The sequence below is a fragment of the Sphingomonas jeddahensis genome (assembly GCF_001981525.1).
Classification (GTDB): domain Bacteria; phylum Pseudomonadota; class Alphaproteobacteria; order Sphingomonadales; family Sphingomonadaceae; genus Sphingomonas; species Sphingomonas jeddahensis.
In genome coordinates, this window is the sequence record NZ_MPSB01000007.1 from 105,757 (window position 1) to 127,215 (window position 21,459).

Sequence of the window (21,459 nt, forward strand, 5' to 3'; positions counted from 1 at the left end):
TTCCGCTAGCGGCCAGGCGCGGTCAGGCGGCTGCTTCCTCGTCCACGGTAATCGGGACGCCGGGGGCGGACTTGGCGGTGCGGATCGTCAGCGAGGATTTAACGCTCGCCACATTGGGCGCGGCGGTGAGATGCGTGGTCAGGATGCGCTGAAAGGATTCAAGATCCGCGGCGACGATCTTCAGGATGAAGTCGATCTCGCCATTCAGCATGTGGCATTCGCGCACTTCGGGGATGCCGGCGACATGACGTTCGAAGGCGGACAGGTCATGCTCGGCCTGGCTGCGCAGGCTGACCATCGCGAACACGGTGATTGGGAAGCCGAGCATGGCGGGCTCGCAATCCGCGTGGTAACCGCGGATCACCCCGGCTTGCTCGAGCGAGCGCACTCGGCGGAGGCATGGCGGCGCGGTCAGTCCGACACGTTCGGCCAGATCGACGTTGGTCATCCGGCCATCTTCCTGGAGGAGCGAGAGGATCCGCCGATCGATCCGGTCAAGCATCGGCCGCCTCTGCTTTGCGCAGTTTTTCAATCAAGAACATGGTCGCACCTATAGGATAATTGCGTTTGAACGCAATTGTCTCACAGTGTGACAGGCGGATGATTCGGCTGTTTCACAAAGCTGGTACGTTCGCTACGAGCAGCAAACGCAGCGAGACGGTCGCCGCGAGATGACGAGGCAGCGCGTGCGGTTCGACGATAGTCTCAAGACTGTGTTGGCTGCCGATGCCTCCACCGCGTTCGGCGCGCAGGCCACGTTTCGTCAGTTGATCGACTTGATCGCGCGCGGCCGCATTCCCGAGGATGAGCAAACGCTGGAGCGGCTGCGGCTGCTGCGCGATCAGGTGCCAGCGTCGGTGCGCGGCGCGGCGGCGCGCGGGCTGGCGCTCGCGACACCACCGGCGGCGCTGGTGTCTCTGTTCGCGCAGGATGAACCGGAGGTGGCGTCCGCGGCGGTTCGCGCGGTTCGCTTGCCGGCGGATGCGTGGATCGCGCTGCTTCCGCAACTTGGGCCGGCCGCGCGTGCGACGTTGCGGCGTCGCGACGATCTCGACCCGGCAGTCGTCCGCGCGCTGGAGAGCTTCGGCGCGACCGATTTCGTGATTGGTTATGATCCGCCGCCGCCCGTCAATCAGCCGGTGTCGCCGCCGATGGGGCCAAGCCCGTTCACGTCGATCGGAGCCATTACCGATAGGCTGCCCCTGGTCGCTGCCGCGCGGCAGAATGCCGAGGCGCCCCAGCCGAACGAGACAGGCGGGTTCGAGATCGCGGAACTGGTCGATCGAATTGCCAGCTTTCAACGCCATCGCGGGCCTGTCGCGCCGATGCAGCCGGCGCGAATGGCGGACAATTTTCGCTTCGAGACGTGTACCGACGGGGTAATCCGCTGGGCCGATGCGGGACCGCGCGGGGCACTGATCGGCTTGCGGCTGGCGCTGCCGGGTGGCGGCGTACAGGTCGATGGCGTGGTCGCCGGTGCGTTTCGCGAGCGCGCGGCGTTTGCCGACGCACGCTTGACACTGGACAGCGGCACGGCGCTGGCTGGCGAGTGGCGCATTTCGGGCACGCCGCACTTCAATCCCGACACCGGGCGTTTCAAGGGCTATCGCGGGAGCGCGCGGCGCCCGCGCGTGGATGAAACGGCGGCGCGCGACATGGGAGAGGGTGGGGCAGACGGGCTCCGGCGCCTTGTTCATGAACTCCGCACGCCGACCAACGCCATCGCCGGCTTCTCGGAGCTGATCGAGGCGCAGTTGCTCGGCCCGGTAGCGCCGGTCTACCGCGAGCGGGCGGCCGCGATCCGCGGCTGCGCCGGCGACCTGGTTGCGGCAATCGAGGATCTCGACCTTGCGGCGCGGATCGAAGGCGCTGCGCTCGATCTTCGGCCGGGCACCGTGCAGGTGGCGCCGCTGCTCAGCCGGCTTACCGGCGAATTGCAGGCGCTGGCCGAACTACGCGGGGGCGCGCTGTCGGTCGCGCCGATGGACGCGGCGCTCGCCCTGATCTGCGATGATCGGGCTGTGCAGCGGCTGCTCGCCCGGTTGATCGCGACGTTGGTGTCGGCAGCTCAGGCCAGCGAAGCGATCCATGTTTCGGCCGGGCGGTCGGGGATCGACCGTGCTTTCATCGCGGTCACGCGGCCGCGCGCACTGGCGGGAATGACGGAGGACCAGCTGCTTGCGCTGGATGCGGAGCGTGAAGCGGCGCTATCGGGCGCCCCCCTGCTGGGAACCGGGTTTGCGCTGCGGCTCGTGCGCAATCTGGCGGCGGAACTGGGCGGCCAGCTTGTGATCGCCGCGGATCGCCTGACGGTGACGCTGCCGGCGTCGCCCGCCGATGGGCTGGGGCAGGCTGCGACGCATTGATCGTGGAGGCTGGCGGCTCGCATGGATGGCACGTGCCGCCGCCGCCGCCCTCGGATCGAGTCAATTGGCCAAGCGACTTCGGTTGCCGGTTCATCGTCTTCGTCGACACGGAGGAGGAGTTCGACTGGGCGGCGCCTTTCTCGCGCACGGCTCGGTCGGTGCGGGCGATTGCGGCGCTGCCCTCAATGCATCGCCGCTTCATCGATCACGGCGTCGCGCCTTGCTATCTATGCGACTATCCGGTCGTCGCCGATTCGGCAGCGGCCGATACGTTACGGAGTCTGATCGCGGACAAGGGCGTGGCGATCGGTGCGCAGCTTCATCCATGGGTCAATCCGCCGCATGACGAGCAGCCCTCCACCCATCTGTCGTTCGCCGGCAATCTGCCGCCGGCCTTGGAAGTGGCGAAGTTGGATGCGCTGACGCGAACGATCACCGATGCAATCGGTGCGCCGCCGCGTGCCTTTCGTGCCGGGCGCTATGGTCTGGGCCCCCGCACACTGCGCCTGCTCGCGGAGCGCGGCTATCGGGTGGATACATCGATGCGCGCCTTTCACGATTATTCCCGAGCGGGCGGGCCGGACTTCAGTGAAATCGCGCCCGATGCGTTTAGGACCGAGGAGCGGCAGCTGATCGAAGTGCCGCTGACTGTGGTCTATACCGGGGCGTTGCGGCGGCACGGTTCACGTTGGCATCGCCTTGCCGGCCATGTGCCGCGTGGGCATGGCCTGTTAGCCAGAAGTGGCTTGCTGTCCCGCGTGCCGCTGACGCCCGAGGACGTGCCCATCGACGAGGCAATGGCGGCGGTACGCCTCGCGGTTGACCAAGGCGCGCGGTTGCTGACCTTCTCGTTCCATTCGCCAAGCCTGGTGCCCGGTAACACGCCTTATGTTCGTGATGCGGCGGATCTGGCCCGCTTCCACCGCTGGTGGACCGAGCTGCTCGCGCTGCTGGCGCGGCTGGACGTGCGCCCTGCGTCGCTGGACGAGGTGATCGACGCGGCGGATCGTGTGACTTGAAAAGGTGGCCGCAGGCCGCAGGTTTCTGCATTGTTTAGCCGCCGCCTGGGGAGCCTCGGCCCCGACGGCGGGTTGAGCGGCCATGAAAGAGTCTTCACCCGGCAGATCAGGCGCCTCTCCCTTGATGGCGGCCGCAATTGTTGCAGGAGTGCTCGGCGCGAGCGCCTTGCTGGGCCGGCGCAACGCGCCCGAGCCTGGGCACCCGTCGATCGATCGCTGGTATCATCGTCTCCGCAAGCCTGCCTACACCCCGCCCGATGCCGTCTTCGGCCTGATCTGGCCGGTACTGGAGACCGGGATGGCGGTGGGCGGCTATCGCCTTCTTCGCCGGATGCCCTCGCCCGAGCGCAACGCTGCTCTCACGCTTTGGCTTGGCACGAGCGCGATGATCGGCGGATGGACCGAGCTGTTCTTCCGGCGTCACGCGCTGGGGCCGAGCACCGTGGCGGCGGCAGCGATGAGCGGCGCTGGTGTCGCCTATGTCGCAACTGCCGCTCGCTTGGACCGGCCTGCGGCGCTTGCCGGTCTGCCGCTTACCGCCTGGCTCGGCTTTGCGACGGTGCTCGCAAACGGCGTCCGCCGACGCAATCGCGGGGCGGACCAAGGCTCTGGCGGAATCGCCTTGCCCCGGAAACTTTCACCCGAGAGTTGAGGAGCGGTGCGACGCTTGCCAGCATGCAGGTGGCTCGGCGGCTATGCCGAGCAGGGCGTCCACAAAACTGAGCCCCCACCATGTCGCCTTCGTCCGGCGATGTGACGGAACCTGAGCTTGGCGGGCGACGAGGCGCACTCCGCGCGTCCTCTCGCTGCGCCGCTCAACCCCCGCGTCCGTCATCTCTGCGGCGCGCCCTGCACGGGTAAAGGACTCATGGCGCCGCCTGTCGGCCGGGCGCGGTACACTCCTTGCCTCCGTTAGCCGGCGGGAGCGAAGCCGGACAACGCAATGATAATGCGCCCCGCATCGGATGATCGAGCATGTGGCCAGCGCGCAGCGAGCCTATTGTCGCATCTTCCAGCCCGCGCGCTTCCGCTGCAATCGTCGAGCAGTCAGCGGTGACGGCCACGCGCGAGCTAAATGCCGCAGCGATGCGCGACACCGTTGCTGTGGCGTGCCGGCTGCCGCAATCGCGTTTGCTGCTGGTGCTGCGAGAGGGTGCAACCCTAACCAGTCACGCCTTCAACGGCCGTTCACCGCTGAATCTATCCGCCAAGTGCAAGCGGAGCCCAAGCCCACCTCCGGAGACTTTCACGGCAAGCGGGTGTGGCGCTGCAATCGGGTGCGCCACGCATTGTCCCGGCCGTTCATTGGCGAGTCGCTCGGGATTACAATTCCGTCCTGGCCCGCCGATCCGCGCGGCATCTACTTCGGCGGCAACGAGGTGCGGCTGTGCCCAGTCGCGCTGGCCCTTCGGGGGAGCTATACCTGCTGCACGGGATCATCGACGGGCGCCGAATACCTTCGCCCCGGGGTGGGTGGTTCAAAGCGAAACACCGCTCTCGACATCGCGATGGTGCAGCCAGGGCTACAGCTACGGCTGGTTTCCGTCCGAGGTGCGGGGCGATCCCACCCGGGTCGCCTTAGGTCCTGGCGGGTGGATGGTTTATGTGCTGCCCGACTGGCATCATTCCGGCTGCACAGTGCAGCGAAGGTTGACGCTAGACCGCCACGGTTGCTTCATCCGGTTGGCACGCTTGTCGTGCCTGCAGTCTTCTCGCCATGCGAACTTAACTGCCGGCAAGTGGTCGGGGAGACAGGATGGGAATAACTGGCCGGCATTGACACAGGATTGACCACGAGTCGCAGTTTTCTGCGGCTTTCTGACTCCACTTGCTACAGCAACCGTGCTACTAGTTGCTACAGCACTTGCACGGAGAACCCGCCTTCCATGTCTCTCGCCACCTACCTTGTTCAGCGCGGCAAGCGCGGCACTTGGCAGCTTCGTGTTCCAGTTCCGCGCGCACTTCACGCCCCCGGCAAGCCGAAGGAGCGCGTCAAGTCGATGGGCACGACCGATCGCCGGATTGCATCGGATCGCGCCTTGCGGGTGCTGGACGATTGGAAGCGAGAGTGGGCGATGTTGCGGGGCGAGTTGGTGCCGGCGGCTTCGGCGCTTCCAGTCGCACGAACCGTCACACCGGCGGACCACGAGCTAGACGAAGCCGCCGTTGTGCTTGGGTATGAGCTGCCCCTTTCTGCCGCCGACACAGGGCGGCGAACGCTGGCCGGCAAGGGTGGCAACATGTATCGCGCGCACGTCGCCTTCGTCCGTGCCGAGCTTGAGGAACAGGTGCGGGCTGCTGCCACTGGTGACGACGCGCTTGTGCGGGAACTTGCCGAAGAGGCAATGGAAGCGCTTGGCGTTGAGTTGGACCGCGACGGTGAGGCTTACCGGAAGCTGGTCGATCGCCTGAACGCTTCTCGGCTTGCGAACCTACAGGCGCAGCATCGGCGCAATGTGGGCGACCTAGAGGCAGTCGGTGAAAGCCCGGTGATCGCGCGCGTGCGCCAGCGTGAGCGCGAGACAGCGGCGGACGGTGAAACAATATTAGACCTGTATGACGCTTTCGCGGCGTGGCGCTGCCAGCCGGGGCGCAAGCGCCGTCGCCGCATCGAACTGTTTCAGAAAGACCGCGTTGCGGTCGAGCTGTTTTCGGAGTTCGTTGGCGCGAAGCGAGCGGTGGGATCAATCACGAAAGACGATGCGCGGGCGTTCCGCGACATGCTTGCGCAGTTCCCGGCGTCGAGGGGCAAGTTGGCGTCGATTGCGAGTGCATCAATTGCCGATTGCATCGCTATCGCTAAGCGGGACGGATTGAAGATAATGAGCCTGACAACGCAAGCGAAGTATCTGTCAATTATCGCGCCCCTGTTTGATTGGCTTATCAGCGATGGGCCGCGACACTTGGCGCTCGATAGCAACGTGTTTGATGGATTGCATCCCGCGCTCGATAAGGGTGAGAATCGCCGTCCATCATTCACGACAGCGCAGCTCAACGCCATCGTCGGCTCGCCGTTGTTCGCGAGGTGCGGCGGGGCTGGTAAAGAGCACGAAGTTGGTGAGGTCGCGGTGAGGGATCACCGCTACTGGATACCATTGCTATGCCTTTTTACCGGGTCGCGCGTTACAGAAATCGCGCAGCTGCACGTCGATGATGTTGCTATTAAAGATGCCGTGCCACTAATAATGCTGAAACACGATGAGGCGAGCGGGCGAAGAATCAAGAATAAACAGAGCCGTATTGCAGCGCTCCATGATCATCTAATCGCCGCAGGATTTCTAGATTATTGGCGCGAGCAGCTCGCGCGCAGCAAACATGATGGCAATCAGCAGCTATTCCCCGAGTTGAAGGTGCGCGCCCACGATCCGTTGGGGGCCGCGCCGGGGCGGTGGCTTGGTCGGTATCTAACACGTATTGGTGTGAAGGACGGGGCTGATGGCTTCGGGATGCACTCCTTCCGACATACGATGTCGGATGCCATGCGCGCTGCGGGGTTCATTGATGTTGAGTTCGGGCAGCTTGTGCTCGGGCATTCAAACAACACGATTACAAGCGTCTATGGCAACTTGCCGCAGGGTACTCCAGCGCGCTTGAAGGCGATGGTCGATGCGGCATTTAGGGCTGAACCGTTCAAGGGCGTTAACTTCGCGCACTTGATGCTGCCAAACGCTTGAAACTGGCGGTGTGGCTATTTTGCCCGGAAACGGCCATTGCAGCGTGACTAAGCTGTTCAGGCTGTCTGGCAGCGGAAGGCCCTGGAATCGCGCTGTAGCATGCGTTTGCGGCCAAAATAGAAGGCATGCACGCCAGAGGTTCTGGATTTCGGCTCGCCGGTGGGTTCCTGAACGGCCCCACAACCCCATTCCAGCGCAAGAGGGGCACACCGAGGTGCTTGAACACCGCTGGCTTCGCTGAATACCGCAGTCCCGGTTCTGTCTGAACCCGAATAGGTCAGCTATACTGTCTTTTGACAAAAAAGAGCGACGCGAAGGCGTCGCTCGGTATCCCGAACGAAGTGAGGGATACTATTTCATGAATCGAATCTGATTCTGAATCATGAATCTAATATATATTTAGTTATTTAGATTCTTATGGATGCGCCCCCGCGCGCTACCCGTGTAGTATTATACATACACACGCGCGCGCTAGGGGGTTCAAGGTTGAAACGAAACCACACCGGCGGGTAGCTTGCTGGGCCTCACGAGATCGCGCCCTGCATCGGTCGCGGCGAGCAATGGCTATCAACAAACCCTGTTCCAATCTCGTGCTAGTTCTGTTACAATCGTCGGCGTTCGTCATGGTGACGCTAAACCCCTCATCGGAGTGAGGATAACTCTCCCAGCTACCCGGCGAGCTATACCCCACGGCGTTTGAGGCGAACACGTTAGCGCGCTCACGATGAACACAGCGAGCCACTAGCCGCGAAGCGGCACTAGGCACCGAAACATTCAGGACCGCGTGCGGTCCATGCCCGGACAAGGGCCGCTCAAGCCGAGCGTCGTTTGGCTGATCCCGCGAACCACGCGGCGTTCAAATCAGCTCCGAGTTCGTCAGCTTGTCCACCACGTCTGCCACGTCCAGCCTCGCCGCGTCGATCGCCTCATGGCGTTCCGGCAGCGCGGGCTTTTTCAAGTTCTTGGATGACGTGCAGCCCCGCGTCCGGTCGAGCACCGGCGGTTTCACCCCGTTCGTTCCCGGTCCCCGTGAAAGCGCGGAAATCGCCAAGGCGCTGGACGGCGAAGAGGTGTCTGTCGCGGCGTTCTGCTGGCCGCGGCGACACGGCAAGTCTGTCACGTCAGCTATGATCATCGTCTGGCGGTTCCTCACTCGCCAGACCGAAACCGTCGCCGTTGTCGCGAACAGCGAGAAGCAGGTTGTGGATACGGCGTTTCGGTCGATCCGTGAGGCTTTCGAGCAAACCCCTTTGCTCAAGCGTCTGGTCGCGGCGGGCACCATCAACGTGCTTGGCGACCGTATCGAGTTCCCGACCGCCGGCTCTACCATTCAGGCCTTCAGCGCCAACCCTGCCGCGCTATGGGGCAAGAAGCTGTCGTGCGCCCAAGTATCGGAGCTTCACGCCGCACCGCGCGGCGATGAGGTGTTCGCGGCGCTCGCCGGCTCGCTGCTGGACACCGCCGGCTCGCTCATGCTGATCGACAGCACCGTCTCTCCCAAGTCGAACAAGCTATACGAGCTGTATCAGGCCGCGAACCATCCGACCGACCCTGACACGTCGATCGCGTTCAGCCATATCTCCTACGCCGACCTTGGCGACGCATGCCGTAACGCGCCGCCTTGGATTAGCGAAACCAAGCTCCGGTCGCTGTCGCGCCAGATGCTGCCGCATGAGTTCGCGCTGTATCACCTGAACCGCTGGGGCGATGCGACCAGCGCCTTGTTCCCCTCCGATGTGCTGGCAGCATGCACGCACGAATATCCACTAGACGTGAAGGCGCTCGCCGCTGGGTCCGCCTACATCGTCGGCGGTGGCTTGGACCGTGCGTTCGGCGGATCGCGGCACGGCGACCGCACCGTGACCGCCTGTGTCGCCAAGATCGTGCTGGACGATGAGGAGCACCTATTTGTGCTCGACGCCGACAGCGTGTTCCTTGGCCGGCTTGGCGGCATCAAGAGCCGGCTAGACGGTTACCATCGGGGTTACGGCATGAGCCGCGCCACGTTGGAGTCCTACGGGGCGCAGGACGTGGCGGATTGGGCCGCGACACAGCCGTTCAGCTCCGGCGTTGAGGTGGTCCACCCGTCGCGCAAGTCGAAGTATCAGGCGTTCATGAGGCTGTATCAGGCTGCGGCTGAACAGCGCCTCCACATCCATCCTGCTTTCAAAGACCTACTCGCCGAACTCGCCGTGTTCGAGGTGCATGCAGACGGCAAGGCGACCGATGGCGAAGCCGCCGTTCCCAAGTTCACGCATCCGCGCGGCGCTCACGACGACTTTGTGCATGCGCTGGCATGGGCTGCGCACTCTCTCCGGCACGTCTCTCTCAACCCGTATGAGCTTGAGGGCATCGCCTGTAACGGGCGCGGCGCTGCCATCGCGGCGTGCGTGCTGAACGGGGGAGGGCACGTTCCGCTGTGCGCGCGCGAGTGTCGCTCGATGCGCGAAGCTTCCCGCCTGTTCGATGCTTATCGCGCTCGCAAGCCTATTCAGCCGGTTGAGTTTGAAGTCTTCGCAACGACGAAGCTAAAAAATGTTGGCGCACATACGGTGCCACGATGAACAAACATCGTGACTCGCAAGCAGTATTAAGCTATACTGCTATCACTTTCGTCTGTTTGGAGCTTAGTACGTCAAGTGTTGTTCGCAACTGACACTGTTCGGATAGCATCTGCGTCGCGCGATCGCAAGGACGATTGTGCGCGTCGTCTTCGCTATTATTGCGACGAGCAGTCGCAAGAGACGCTCAAGCTCATCGCCCGTCGCTGGTCGCGACCTGAACAGTTCCGGCTTTTCAGCATCAATGTCGTGCGCGCGATCACCAATCGCCGCGCCAACACCTATCGCATCCAGCCCCGGCGCGTGTTCAGCGGCGTCGATCAAGCAACGATGGACGCGCTCTATCGTGCGATGAACGCCGACGCCGTGCTCAAGAAGGCTTCACGCTATGTGAAGCTATGCAAGACGGGGCTGCTGCAAGTCGGCTTCAACGATGCGACCGGCACGCCGACGCTGGCAGTCATCACGCCGAACGTGCTGGACGTGCTCTACACCGACCCGGAGAACCCGGAACGTGTCATCATCACGCACGGTGCGACCCGCGCCGAAGACGTGACGTATTCCGATTGGACTGCCACCGGCTTTCGGCACCTGAACTATCGCGGCGTGCCCCGCCGGATCGAAGGCAATCACGGCAACGTCAATCCCTACGGCGTGCTGCCGTTCGTGCCGTTGTTCGACCGCTTGCCCGACGTCCAGTTCTTTCTTCCCGGCGGTAACGACCTGATTGAAGCACAAGACGCCGTGAACGTCGCACTGGCGAACCTGTGGCGAAGTGTAGAATCGCAGGCGCACGGACAGGCATGGGCCACCGGCATCAGCGCCAACGAGGTTCTGCAATTCGGCCCCGATCGCGCAATCGCGCTTCCGCAGGGCGGGCAGTTCGGCTTCGCCAGCCCCAACTCCCCGATTGCGTCGATCCTGTCGGCAATCGAGTTCGTGTTGCGCCAGACCGCCGCCACGCACGGCGTTGGCAGCGACGTGTTCGACCTGTCCAAGGTCGCAGAGTCTGGCAGCGCCAAGCACGCGGGCCGCATCGAGCTTCGCGAGGAACGGCTAGACGACATTGCGCAATGGCGCATCGCCGAAGCTCGCCTGTTCGCGGTGCTCAAGGCTGTCGTGAACACGCATCGCCCCGGCACCATCCCCGACGACGCGACGATCGCCGTGGACTTCGCGGAGCTGCAAGACAGCCTCACCGAAGCCGAACAGCTCGCGAACACCCGCGACAAGATCGACTTGGGGCTTTGGAGCCCTGCCGACGCCCTCATGGCGCTGAACCCCGATGGCTTCCCCGACCGCGCTGCCGCGATGCGCGAACTCCAATCCCGCCGCGACGAGTCCGCCGCGCTGGCGCTGCCCCTGTAGGAACCGACATGGAAAACGAGAACTCGACGCCCGAGCCCGCCGTCGCGGAGCTTGCTGCCCTCAAGGCACAGCTCGCCGACACCGCCACCACCGTGCTTGCCGGCGTGCCGGAGCACCTTCGCGGCCTCATCCCTGCCAGCCTGTCGCCAGCCGACCAGCTCGCATGGTTTCACAACGCCAAGGCGACCGGCGTGTTCGATGCCAAGCCGGCGGTGCCCGCCACCGACAGCGGCAAGCCGGCAATCACGCCGGTTACCCCTGATCCTTCGTCCCTGCCGGTGTTTGCCCGCATGGCCGGTGGATACCGCAAGTAAAAACAATGAGAGGATACCTGTAAGTGCTTACGATCAACGAGTGGGCCAAGCTCAACCCGGACCCACTGACGAGCGGCATTGTCGAGATTTTCGCGACCGAGAACCCGGTGCTCGCCGCGCTGCCGTTCATCAACATCGCCGGCAACGCCTACACCTATAATCGCGAGTCCTCACTTCCCGGCGTGGCGTTCCGTGGCTTCAACGAAGGCTATGTGGAGTCCACCGGCGTCGTGAACCCGCTCACCGAAACGCTGACCATCCTTGGTGGCGACAGCGACTTCGACGTCGCGCAGATCGCCATGCAGACCGGCGACAACGATACCCGCGCTATTCACGATGGAATGAAGGCGAAGGCCGCGGCCCTGACTTGGTTGCGCACCTTCTTTGATGGCGACACGTCGGCGAACCCGAAGGAGTTCGATGGTTTGAACCGCCGCCTCACCGGCGAGCAAGTGCTGACTGCCGGCACCAACGGCAACGTGCTCACGCTGGAAATGCTGGACGAGCTGGTCGACGCGGTGCGGGGCACGCCCTCGCTGTTGCTCATGAACAAGACGGTTCGCCGGAAGGCGCGCCAGCTTGCCCGTTCGGTCAATGCGCTCACCATCAGCACCGACCAGCTTGGTCGCGAGCTGGACGGCTATGCCGGCGTGCCTTTCGGCCTGATCGAGGAAGACGAGACGGGCGCGGACATTCTCGCCTTTGACGAGGCGCAGGGGACCGCGAACGCGACCACCAGCATCTACGCCGTCCGCTTCGGCGCTGACACGCTCCACGGCATCCAGACGAAGCCGATCGAGGCGCGCGACCTTGGCGAGGTGGACGACAAGCCGGCGCTCCGCACGCGGACCGAATGGTACTCGGGCTTCGTCTGTAAGCACCCGAAGGCCGCTGCCCGCCTCAAGGGCATCAAGGCCGCATAAGCTCACCCCGGCGGCGATAGAAGCCTCCCCACACACTCCCGGCGGTGGAAAGGTTGCCCGCCGCGCGCTGGGAGGTGGGGAAGGGGCCGGTGCGATACCGGCGTGGGATAAGTCGGCGAGTGCCCGCGCATGCAAAACCCCGACAGCCAGCGGTGCCCTCTCTCCTGAAATGGGGCGCGCGGCTGGCACCCTCATTCCAAGGTGCCCGATGCTTGCCGACCTGTTGCCCCTCATGACCGATACTGTTCGCCAGCTCCACGCGGGCCAGCGCGACCTGTTCGGCAAGGTTCAGGCCGTGACATTCACGGATCACCGCGCGCGCGTGACCTACAGCCCCGGAAAAACGCTGGGGCAAGCGTCACGCGAAGCCATGCCCGACGCTGCCGCAACTGTGTGGCTGATCGACCACCCGCACCCCATCGTCATCGGCGACACTTTCGAGCTGCCCGACGCCGCCACCCTCAAGGTGGCGCGGCTTGAGCGCCGTAAGCTGCGCGACGGCGTGCTCCACAAGGTATATCTGACGTGACCGACCCTGTGCCCGCCTGGACGATCCGTGCCGGCGTGAACTCCTATATCAGCCTCGCCGAAGCCCAAGCCATCGCCGCAACTCGCCTGTTTGCCGCGGCATGGAACGGCGCGGCCGAAGCGACGCGATCGCAAGCTCTCATCACCGCTACGGCGTTGCTGGATCGTATGCGCTGGCAGGGTCGCCCGCTCGCTCCGACACAACCGCTCGCGTGGCCCCGCGTCTCTGATCGCGCGCCGCACGGCTATCCCGCGACCGCTGACACGCCGCCCGCGATCATCACGGCATGCGTCGAGTTGGCGGTTCATCTGCTGACACAGGGGCAGCATTCCGGCGCGCCCGTCATGCAGCGCATGCTTGGCGACAGCATGACCATGTATTTTCCGACCATCGCCGATGAGCTGCCGAAGCACGTCCGCCGGCTGATTGAGCCGCACTTGCGCGCATCGTCGGCCAACGTTGCGGAGGTGGTGCTTTGATCGACCCTATCGACCAGCTCACCGCGCGGCAGGAAGCGGGTTTGAAAGAAATGATCGATGCGGCGCTTGATGATGCAATCGCGCTGTTCGACTTGCTTGCTGTCGGCGCGCTCATGGCGAACGCCGATGAGGAAGGCCCCGACGCCCGCGACCACTACGCCGACCAGCTCACCACGTTCATCAGCACCGACGATCCCGAACAAGGGCAGCTCGCCGATGCGCTGGACGCCACCAGCGGCGTAGCTGCCCTCGCGACGTTCTTTGCCGCTGTGGTCGCGCTTGCTGCCGCACAAGCCCGCCATATCGCAAACACGAACGCTGCCGACGCTGTGACTGCGCGCGATAACGCGATCCGCTCATTTCGCGCCGCGTATCTCCACGAGAGCGCCAACGCGCTTCGCGACACCGCGCAACGCATGCTTGCCGCCTGTGAGAGCGCAGACAGCCGCGCGGCCCAGATCCGTCGCGTCCTCGGCCTGTCCGTCGCACAGGCTCGCTCACTCCACGTGATGCGCGAAGCCCTGATCGCCCATGCCGCCGATCCCAAGCGCGACGCGAAGTCTATCCTTGTCGCCACACGGGGGAGCATCACCGCCGCACAGCGCCAGATGCTCGCCAAGGCGATCCGAACGGGCACCAGCTCGGATCAGGCCGAAAAGTTGCTGGATCGCCATGCCAAGGCACTCCGGCACGCCCGCACGAAGGCTGTTGCCGGCAATGCCGCGCACCAGATCGCCGAAACGGCGAAGCTCACCGGCTGGCAGATCGCCCAATGCTTCGGCGCGCTGCCAGCCGATCAGCGCCGCTACTGGCAGACCGCTGGCGACGAACGCGTGCGCCTATCCCATGCACAGGTGCCCGGAATGAACCGCGACGGCGTGCCTCTCAATCAGCCGTTCGCAACGCCGCTGGGGCCTTGCCTCACACCGCCGCTCGAACACGGGTGCAGGTGCAAAGCACGGCTGGTGCGGAAGCCATGAACGCCGCCGGTATCAGTCCCGAGCAGCGGCTATTCGTCGGCGTGATCGTCAACGCCGCACAGGAAGCCGCGGGGGTGAGCCGCGTCGGAAGTGGACACCGCACCATTCGGCAATCGGCCCGCGCATGGTTTAGCAATGGTGGTGACGACTTCCGTACCGTGTGCGAACTGGCGGGGTTTGAACCCGGTGAGGTGCGCACGCGCGTGCTCGCCTACCTCAATCGAGTGGAGCACGATCCCGACGCGCTGATAAAGGTGAAGCGCACCAACATGCCCCCGCGCCACCATCGCGTGTCAATCCCAGATGTTGCCCGCGCCGCTGGCGTGTCGGCGACCACCGCTTCAAAAGTGATCCACGATCGCCCGAACGTTTCGCCAGCAACGCGTGCTCGCGTGCTCGCGGCGATCGAAGCCACGGGATACAGCCGTCATGTCCATTGAGCCGATCGCGTTCGACATGAGCATCGCCGGTCGCAAGATTGACGGGCGCACGATGGAAGCCAAGCGGTTTCGGTCGATCGGGCTGGAACTCGCCGACCAGCTAGGTCGCCACCCAACACCATCGGAGCGCCTGTTGCTCATGAACGCCGCCACGCTGGCGATGCTATGCGAACAAGCAACCGCCGACTTGTTGGAAGGCAAGCCGGTCGATCAAGAGAACTATCGACGCAACGTGACGCTGCTAGGCGCGAACCTCATCAAGCTAGGACTGGCGAAAAAGAGCCGCGACGTGTCCAAGCGGGATAGCGCCGGCATGGATGATTTTGGCGCGGCGCTGATAGAGGCGAACCGAGCCAGCGACCACCAGTGATTGCTCAACTATCGGCCTTCACGAAGGTCGGGCCTCAACTGCCGGGTTCCAACCCCGGAGCACAGTACGAGCGCCAAGGCGTTCGATACTACGTTAAGGGTTCTGCCGTTGGCTCGGAAGCAATCGGCATCGCACGCGCACAGAACGAGGTGCTTACCGCCAAGCTGTTGAAGGCTGCCGGCGCCGGCGTTGTAGATATGGACCTCGCCCAAGGCCTCCCACCTGAGTTAGGATCGCGCTGGGGCGTGGCGTCCCGCTTCATACACGGGAAGCCGTTGTTGCCAGCCACGGGACGTATTGTAGAAGCGGTGTGGCTGGACTTCGCCGCGCATGCGTGGCTCGCGAACCGTGACGTAATCGGGCACGACTTCTTGAACACGGTGATCGTGGATGGCGTTGCGATCAACACCGATCAGGGTGGCGGGCTTCTTTTCACAGGGCAGGGCCGGTTGAAATATCCCGAGCTGGCGTTCGGAGACATGCCGGCTGACGTGATGGAATGGTTCACGTTGCGAGATACCCGCATCAATCCCGCAGCGTGGTTCTATGACTCTATGTCTGACGTGGAACTTAGGGCAAGCGCTCGAAAGGTGCTCGCCGTTACGGACGCCACCATTATCCAGCTCGTTCACGCATATGGTCCCGGTGGTTCGGACTTGCGATCTAGATTAGCTAACAGCCTTATCGCTCGCCGCGAAGCGACCGGAAGGTTGATTGAGGCAAGCTCCCGGTAGCTTTCCGCGCTATCTTAGGTCACTAGCATTAAGAGGAAGCCGCCTTGGCGCGAACGGTAGAGAACTCAAGAAGAGTCTTCTTTCCGAACTCTGTTATAGTCAGAAACTCTGTTAGGCCACCTTGAGTCGCATTTGCTTGATGTGACGAAACGAGGCCGAGGGCCATAAGTTGACTCGCAATTATGTCAACGTCCGTCGAAAAAACCTTTGCGGAATAGCTCGCGTCTTTAATCTCTTTTAGATAGGTGGACAACGAGCTCGAAATAAACGCTCTGGTTCTAGGTTGCATGAAACTTGGTAGAACAGCTTGGGTAACCTCGCGCCACGTCAGCTTAGCGCTACCGTTCCTAATTTCAGAACCGAAGCGATCGTGATGAGTGTATTTGTAATTTACTTTGATAGACTCATCAAAGCCCGCAAGATTATCCACTTGAGGAGTCGCTGCCTTCTTGAGCTTAGATACCTCAATCCGCAGCGCTTCCTTCTCACCTCTCACCTGATTAAGCTGGACGAGAATATCTTCTGAAGCTGCCGCATCTCCGCGAATCCATCCGACCGCCGGAAAGTCTGCCATCGCGCGGACGAGCGATTTGACGACCATCGCCTCTAGCTGCTCACGAGACTTCCACTCTCGCACTAGCCTTCCAGTCATGACCTTGACTCGGAACTGTTCCAAGTTGTCGCGCATGCGATCGGCAGTCTCGCTCTTGCCGACCGGGATTGCGGCGAGGTCGCCATGTGGAAACGCAAGAACTACCTTGCCGGTCGATACGGCGTAGTCGTACTCTCGCTCTGTGTAGCTGACGCCGTGCTCATCAAGTGAGCCGTAACGGCCGCCCATGATGAGGACGTAATAGTCGCACTCATCGATTACTTTTTTGATGTAGGTGAGCTGTTCGGTGTCCGCCGCCGGGAACAGCTCCATGCCAGCGGGTATGTGCCCGAGGTCTAGAATGCTTCGTATCGCATCCTGCCGCTCATCTGCGAGGTCGCGGAAGGTGGATGATACGAACACCTGATACTTTTTCTGCATTCCTACCTCTGAACGCGCGTCGATCACGCTATGTTCTCGCCGTACTACTGGTCAAATGCAACCATGCCGCCCCATGCCTGCCGCTCTTGTCGCGCCCGCTGACCGCATCCTGCTAAAACAGGCTTGCTTCTTACCGCGGCTCTCAATGGATCGAACAGGCCGGTGAGGCTGACGATCGTCAGGAGTTCTGCGGCTTTCGCGCCGTTCGTAACTCACGCTTGCAAACCCTGCCAACGCCGTTAAGTTAGCTACAACGAACGATGTAGTAAACGGAACAGCGCTCATGGCGACCGGAAAGCACGTATCATACTACCGAGTTAGCACCGCGAAACAGGGGCGATCCGGGCTGGGTCTAGAGGCGCAGCAAGAGGCGGTGCGCAGCTACCTCAACGGCGGCTCATGGGAGCTGCTAGAAGAGTTCACGGAGGTGGAGTCTGGCAAGCGTGACACCAACCGTCCGAAGCTCCAAGAGGCCCTGCGCCTGTGCAAGCTCACCGGCGCTACGCTGATCGTCGCCAAGCTAGACCGGCTGTCCCGCGATGCCGCGTTCCTTCTCACCCTACAGAACTCCGGTGCGCGGTTCGTCGCTGCCGACATGCCCGACGCCAACAATCTCACGGTTGGCATCATGGCTCTTGTCGCACAGCAAGAGCGCGAGGCTATCTCGGCGCGCACGAAGGCAGCGCTGGCAGCGGCCAAGGGGAGGGGGGTGGTCCTTGGTGGATACAGGGGGCACCCCCTCCCGGCGGGGGATGCTGCGCGAGCAAGCGCGAAAGTAAGAAGCGCGAAAGCAGCAAATCGCGCAAACGACGTTTACAGCGCGATTGTCGAGGCTCGCGCATCTGGCGCTACATCGTTGCGCCAGATCGCCGCCGTTTTAAGCGAGAGACGGATTACAACACCACGCGGTGGCGGCTTCTGGCAGGCCTCACAAGTCAAAGCGGTGCTTGACCGGGTGGAAGGCGTCAAACCGGCGTAGGTCGCGCCAGCCGGGCTTTTGCGCCTGTGTGAGGTTGACCGAAAGTGCTCTCGCGTCCCTCCCAATTCAATGCTCACGCTGTGCAGCGATCGACACGTCCCGTACCGTGCGGCCGCATTGAATTAGGCCGCGACTACGATAATTCACGACATAGCGAGGTGAAGGTTTGTCAAGACGTCGGACCTCAACTTTTCGGTCAAACTGCCAAAGCGCGCCCACGCCTTCCGGTTCAACATACGCTCCCGCTTTGCATTTGTCGTGGCTTGAACTGCGAGCATGTGTCTCGGAACTCTATCCGACAACAGCCTGGCTCATGATATGCTGCTGAATCCGTCCACTTATACCAGAAATGCCAGACATCAGAGTGTCCCGCCTTTGATACAGCGCTGCGAGCCGATCTTGAACTTCTACAGAAGGAATGCTCACCGACCGTGATTTAAGCAAAGTCCTGGGAAAGTCTCCGATTCCATCCTCGGAAGTGCGTAGGCTTTGAAACTCTTCCGTGTAGTGCGCCGCAAACCACGCCAGATTTATACGATCGCGATACTCTGGTTTAGGAAGTATCGCATAGGCGTCTTCCTGAACAATAAATCGCGTATCGCTCACGACAAAGATCCGACCTGCATAGCCTTTTCGAGCTACGATCAGCGCTGGACCTTCGAGGATAGTAAGGCCTGTGGCTGATGCAACTTCGTAGTCCAGACGGCCGATTGGACGCCTGTTTGTTGCATAAACAGGTATCGGATCAGGTGTAGTCGGCTGATGTTGATAGAGGAACTCCTCTGTGAGCCCCCCATTGTTATCGAGGAAATCAAATAGCCTGTCCACCGTCCCGCTTAGAACGACTTGATCGGGCAATATATGAACCCTTGCTACCTCAAGCATGATCAAATGCACTTTCTAGAAAACGCTCACCAAAAACAAGGAGTTGCTCAAACTGAACTTCTGACATCTCAACAACTTCCTTTCTGCGGAGATAGGTCTCGGAGCTAAGTGAGAAGAAGTTTGCCTCGCACACCTCGTCTATCGGTACTAGTTTTGCCTTTCCATCAATCAAGAGTCTACCAAATTGACCATCTTCAAGGCTGGTCAGGTCATCTTGATTGATCGGGAAGCGCTTAGACCCAGCCTGGAAGCCGTCGTGATCGACAATATAATGCCAGATCGGTTGTTCTTGAAGGCGACCGCGATCACGTGGCATCTTCTTAGTAAAAAACAGGATGTACGTCTTTTCTCCAGTGTAGGGGAGAAAAGAAAAAGAGGGCAAAGATACGACCGCCTCGACTGTCACATCAAAGAGAAACCGCAGACGATAGCTATCGTTAGATGTGTTTTGTACCAGACCATCAGGCACGATAACCGCCGCTTTGCCTCCGGGCAGCAATGAAGTTACGATCTTCTCTAGGAACAATAGTTCATAGCGACGCTTATTGGTGTAGGCGAAGCTGCTGATGTCAGCGGCTCCAGCGTACTGTCCGTAAGGAACATTTGCGATAATGTAATCAAATTGATCTGATAGGTCTTCTGTTAAGCTGTCAGCTGTGGCCCGGACGTGGGCGCCACCATCACCTGCCATCATCATGTTAGTCCGGGCATACGGGATCGCATGCTGGCCGTTCGTGTCGAGGCCGACGAATGTTGAGTTCTTTAAACGCCGCGACACGTCGTCAGTTAAAGAGCCGCCTCGCCGGTAGGTCTCTTGGAGATAAAGAAAAGCTTCCACCAGGAAGCCCCCCGTACCGCAGGCAAGATCGCAAATACGTATCGGCCGCGGGGACGTTTCTAAAAAGAACAGGTTCCGCACCATGAAGCGCACAATGTGTCGAGGCGTGTAAAACTCGCCAAAGTCCTTCTTGATGTTTCGACTCGCATACGTTTCATAAACGATGCCAAAGAAGTCAAAGTCGCTACCGTAAAGATTAAACTGGCCAAGCTCATCAACAATCCTTGCCACGGCATCCGCATTCAAGCGGCCGTCGACCTCAAGGCTTCCACGCAGATGTTGAAACATAGCTACTTCTACGACGTCGTCTATGGTGTTGCGGACGTCTCGGTCGATCTGTCCGCGCCGCCAGTCGGACCAGAGTAAAACGGTGCTCGGCAGAACGGGATGAAGTCTTTGTCGCTCAGACAGGATGTGTAGAATGCAGAAAGTAAGCGTCGTCTTTATTATCGCCTCTTCGCTCCCGCGGCCCATGCCGCGCGATCGGAATACCTGTCTGAGGTTCCAGAGAGCGGAACGGAACCGGTTAGCATCTGGGACAACTTGCGCGAATGATCGAACCCTGACGGCGTTGTTCTCAGCGTTCACCTGCGCCTGAACCGCAATCAGCACTGGAACCGATGCGAAGTCCGCTATGACGCGCCCGTCGAGGGTGATCTCGGCTCCCGTGATGGCGTTATAGCACCGCGTAAGCCCGTCGGTGTTGGTGACGAAGAACGAGTGAAGCCCTTGTCGCGTCGCCTTCTCTCGGCCTTGGCGAATTGCGTCCAGCCAATCGCGGTCGCCAAGTTGGCACGAGCGATCTTTGCATTCGATCAAGGCGACAATCTGCGCCTCGAAGTTAGGCGAATCATGCGTCGTACGGCTTACCCAGATGTCCCCCCGTAACTGACCGCTACGAGCAGTAGCAGCGTTCCGCCTGGTCTGGACCCAAGGAATCCCAAGCTCGTCGAAGCGAGCGCGCATGTATTGATCGATATGCGTGTCTTCGAGACGGCGCGGGGGCTGCATCCAAGTTCCTCGGTCTTAAAGGGCTGCGATCGCGGCAAGGCGATGAGCTGACGCCGCAGGTCAGTGCCTGCCGGACTACGAGCAGGCAACTGAGATTTCGTAACAAATCGCGGGAGGCTCCGCCACATTCACCGGCGCGCGAGCGTCGAGACCGACTGAATGGCATGCTACAGCAACTATTCCATAAGTTGCTACAGCAGAATTGGCTAAGCGTTTGAAATTAGGCGGAAACGCTAAAATGGTCGGGGAGACAGGATTCGAACCTGCGACATCCTGCTCCCAAAGCAGGCGCGCTACCAGACTGCGCCACTCCCCGACGCGGATCAGCGCGTTAGGCCTTTGCCGCGCATTGCGCAAGCGATCACGCGGTGGGCCCGGCAGGACTTGAACCCGCAACCTAGCCGTTATGAGCGGCCAGCTCTAACCAATTGAGCTACAGGCCCTCCGCGTTGCGACTGACTAGAAGCTGTGGACGGCTGCGGCAATGGCATTGTCGCCACAAGATGACGAAAGAAAAGGGCGTCCCCGCATGGCGGGAACGCCCTGTTTCCTATCAGAAGACACGGGCTGTTACGCCCGCACCGCCTTACTGAACGTTGTCAGCGGCCTCTTCGCCAGCTTCACGAACGTTCGACGCAGCGTCTTCCATGTTGTCAGCAGCGTTCTCGAGGCCTTCAGCTGCAACCATGTTGGTCGAGTTTTCGGCGACGTCCTCGAGGTTGTCCGCCATCATTTCCATGTTGTCGGCCATCATGTCAGCGTTGTTCTCGACCGCGGCGGCCTCCGGCGACTTCGAGCAAGCAGCCACGGACATCAGGCCGGCGGCGGCAGCGATCAGAACGATCTTCTTCATTCGAATGCTCCCAAGCATATTTCATTTCGCGGCCGACCCGTTTGCCGTCGCGAGAGGCGGCAAATACCGCAGCAGATTGGTGGGTCAATGATGAAATTCATCT

Annotated in this window: 21 protein-coding genes and 2 tRNA genes; 15 read left to right on the forward strand and 8 right to left on the reverse strand. The window is 61.7% G+C overall.

The window, feature by feature from the left end:
* Positions 1–22: 22 nt before the first annotated feature.
* Positions 23–502 (reverse strand): Lrp/AsnC family transcriptional regulator, encoded by a 480-nt coding sequence (locus SPHI_RS09390; protein WP_076744665.1) that lies wholly within the window; start codon positions 500–502, stop codon positions 23–25.
* Between the two features lie 184 nt (positions 503–686).
* Between SPHI_RS09390 and SPHI_RS09395 the strand changes: the two genes are divergently transcribed.
* The 4 genes from SPHI_RS09395 (at position 687) to SPHI_RS09410 (ending at position 7,059) form a co-directional block, all read left to right on the forward strand.
* Entirely contained in the window at positions 687–2,366 is a 1,680-nt protein-coding gene (locus SPHI_RS09395) for a sensor histidine kinase (protein ID WP_198927844.1), read from the forward strand.
* 32 nt (positions 2,367–2,398) lie between these two features.
* Positions 2,399–3,385, forward strand: coding sequence for a polysaccharide deacetylase family protein (locus SPHI_RS09400; RefSeq protein ID WP_233130833.1), 987 nt, complete (start codon positions 2,399–2,401; stop codon positions 3,383–3,385).
* 124 nt (positions 3,386–3,509) lie between these two features.
* The gene (locus tag SPHI_RS09405) at positions 3,510–4,037 is read left to right on the forward strand and encodes a TspO/MBR family protein (RefSeq protein ID WP_076744666.1); all 528 of its coding nucleotides are present in this window, start codon (positions 3,510–3,512) and stop codon (positions 4,035–4,037) included.
* A gap of 1,234 nt (positions 4,038–5,271) precedes the next feature.
* Positions 5,272–7,059 (forward strand): tyrosine-type recombinase/integrase, encoded by a 1,788-nt coding sequence (locus tag SPHI_RS09410; RefSeq protein ID WP_076744667.1) that lies wholly within the window; start codon positions 5,272–5,274, stop codon positions 7,057–7,059.
* Positions 7,060–7,915: 856 nt separating this feature from the next.
* On the opposite strand, the gene SPHI_RS15120 is transcribed toward SPHI_RS09410, so the two are convergent.
* Positions 7,916–8,110 (reverse strand): hypothetical protein, encoded by a 195-nt coding sequence (locus SPHI_RS15120; RefSeq protein WP_233130835.1) that lies wholly within the window; start codon positions 8,108–8,110, stop codon positions 7,916–7,918.
* 19 nt (positions 8,111–8,129) lie between these two features.
* On the opposite strand from SPHI_RS15120, the gene SPHI_RS09415 reads away from it, so the two are divergent.
* From SPHI_RS09415 to SPHI_RS09460, 10 genes are all read left to right on the forward strand, one after another.
* Positions 8,130–9,623 carry a terminase large subunit domain-containing protein gene (locus SPHI_RS09415; RefSeq protein WP_233130837.1) on the forward strand — a complete coding sequence of 498 codons (1,494 nt, stop codon included), beginning with the start codon at positions 8,130–8,132 and terminating at the stop codon, positions 9,621–9,623.
* 75 nt (positions 9,624–9,698) lie between these two features.
* The gene (locus SPHI_RS09420; RefSeq protein ID WP_198927847.1) at positions 9,699–10,988 is read left to right on the forward strand and encodes a hypothetical protein; all 1,290 of its coding nucleotides are present in this window, start codon (positions 9,699–9,701) and stop codon (positions 10,986–10,988) included.
* A gap of 8 nt (positions 10,989–10,996) precedes the next feature.
* Positions 10,997–11,302 carry a hypothetical protein gene (locus SPHI_RS09425; protein ID WP_076744669.1) on the forward strand — a complete coding sequence of 102 codons (306 nt, stop codon included), beginning with the start codon at positions 10,997–10,999 and terminating at the stop codon, positions 11,300–11,302.
* 23 nt (positions 11,303–11,325) lie between these two features.
* The gene (locus SPHI_RS09430) at positions 11,326–12,225 is read left to right on the forward strand and encodes a major capsid protein (protein WP_076744670.1); all 900 of its coding nucleotides are present in this window, start codon (positions 11,326–11,328) and stop codon (positions 12,223–12,225) included.
* 208 nt (positions 12,226–12,433) lie between these two features.
* Positions 12,434–12,754, forward strand: a complete 321-nt coding sequence (locus SPHI_RS09435; protein WP_076744671.1) for a hypothetical protein — start codon at positions 12,434–12,436, stop codon at positions 12,752–12,754.
* Positions 12,751–13,233, forward strand: coding sequence for a DnaT-like ssDNA-binding protein (locus SPHI_RS09440; protein WP_076744672.1), 483 nt, complete (start codon positions 12,751–12,753; stop codon positions 13,231–13,233). The genes SPHI_RS09435 and SPHI_RS09440 overlap by 4 nt, the downstream gene beginning before the upstream one ends.
* Positions 13,230–14,213, forward strand: coding sequence for a phage minor head protein (locus SPHI_RS09445; RefSeq protein WP_076744673.1), 984 nt, complete (start codon positions 13,230–13,232; stop codon positions 14,211–14,213). The genes SPHI_RS09440 and SPHI_RS09445 overlap by 4 nt, the downstream gene beginning before the upstream one ends.
* The gene (locus SPHI_RS15310) at positions 14,210–14,653 is read left to right on the forward strand and encodes a LacI family DNA-binding transcriptional regulator (RefSeq protein ID WP_076744674.1); all 444 of its coding nucleotides are present in this window, start codon (positions 14,210–14,212) and stop codon (positions 14,651–14,653) included. Before SPHI_RS09445 ends, SPHI_RS15310 begins: the two co-directional genes overlap by 4 nt.
* 16 nt (positions 14,654–14,669) lie before the next feature.
* A complete protein-coding gene (locus SPHI_RS09455) occupies positions 14,670–15,023 on the forward strand; it encodes a hypothetical protein (RefSeq protein WP_198927848.1) in 354 nt (117 codons plus the stop codon).
* Positions 15,020–15,757: a hypothetical protein gene (locus tag SPHI_RS09460; protein WP_076744676.1), complete on the forward strand. Its 738-nt coding sequence runs from the start codon at positions 15,020–15,022 to the stop codon at positions 15,755–15,757. Before SPHI_RS09455 ends, SPHI_RS09460 begins: the two co-directional genes overlap by 4 nt.
* A gap of 28 nt (positions 15,758–15,785) precedes the next feature.
* On the opposite strand, the gene SPHI_RS09465 is transcribed toward SPHI_RS09460, so the two are convergent.
* Positions 15,786–16,817, reverse strand: coding sequence for a DUF4062 domain-containing protein (locus SPHI_RS09465; protein ID WP_144036177.1), 1,032 nt, complete (start codon positions 16,815–16,817; stop codon positions 15,786–15,788).
* 256 nt (positions 16,818–17,073) lie between these two features.
* Between SPHI_RS09465 and SPHI_RS09470 the strand changes: the two genes are divergently transcribed.
* Positions 17,074–17,769 (forward strand): recombinase family protein, encoded by a 696-nt coding sequence (locus SPHI_RS09470; protein WP_076744678.1) that lies wholly within the window; start codon positions 17,074–17,076, stop codon positions 17,767–17,769.
* A gap of 291 nt (positions 17,770–18,060) precedes the next feature.
* Here SPHI_RS09470 and SPHI_RS14870 read toward each other — a convergent pair whose 3' ends face one another.
* The 5 genes from SPHI_RS14870 to SPHI_RS09490 all read right to left on the reverse strand — a co-directional run bounded on the left by SPHI_RS14870 (position 18,061) and on the right by SPHI_RS09490 (position 21,356).
* Positions 18,061–18,627 carry a hypothetical protein gene (locus SPHI_RS14870; protein ID WP_144036178.1) on the reverse strand — a complete coding sequence of 189 codons (567 nt, stop codon included), beginning with the start codon at positions 18,625–18,627 and terminating at the stop codon, positions 18,061–18,063.
* Positions 18,628–18,646: 19 nt separating this feature from the next.
* Positions 18,647–20,503 carry an HsdM family class I SAM-dependent methyltransferase gene (locus SPHI_RS09475; RefSeq protein WP_076744679.1) on the reverse strand — a complete coding sequence of 619 codons (1,857 nt, stop codon included), beginning with the start codon at positions 20,501–20,503 and terminating at the stop codon, positions 18,647–18,649.
* A gap of 239 nt (positions 20,504–20,742) precedes the next feature.
* A tRNA-Pro gene (locus SPHI_RS09480) sits at positions 20,743–20,819 on the reverse strand.
* A 53-nt stretch (positions 20,820–20,872) separates the two neighbouring features.
* A tRNA-Ile gene (locus SPHI_RS09485) sits at positions 20,873–20,946 on the reverse strand.
* Between the two features lie 143 nt (positions 20,947–21,089).
* Complete coding sequence (locus tag SPHI_RS09490) at positions 21,090–21,356, reverse strand: hypothetical protein (protein ID WP_076744680.1); 267 nt, start codon at positions 21,354–21,356, stop codon at positions 21,090–21,092.
* Positions 21,357–21,459 lie beyond the last annotated feature (103 nt).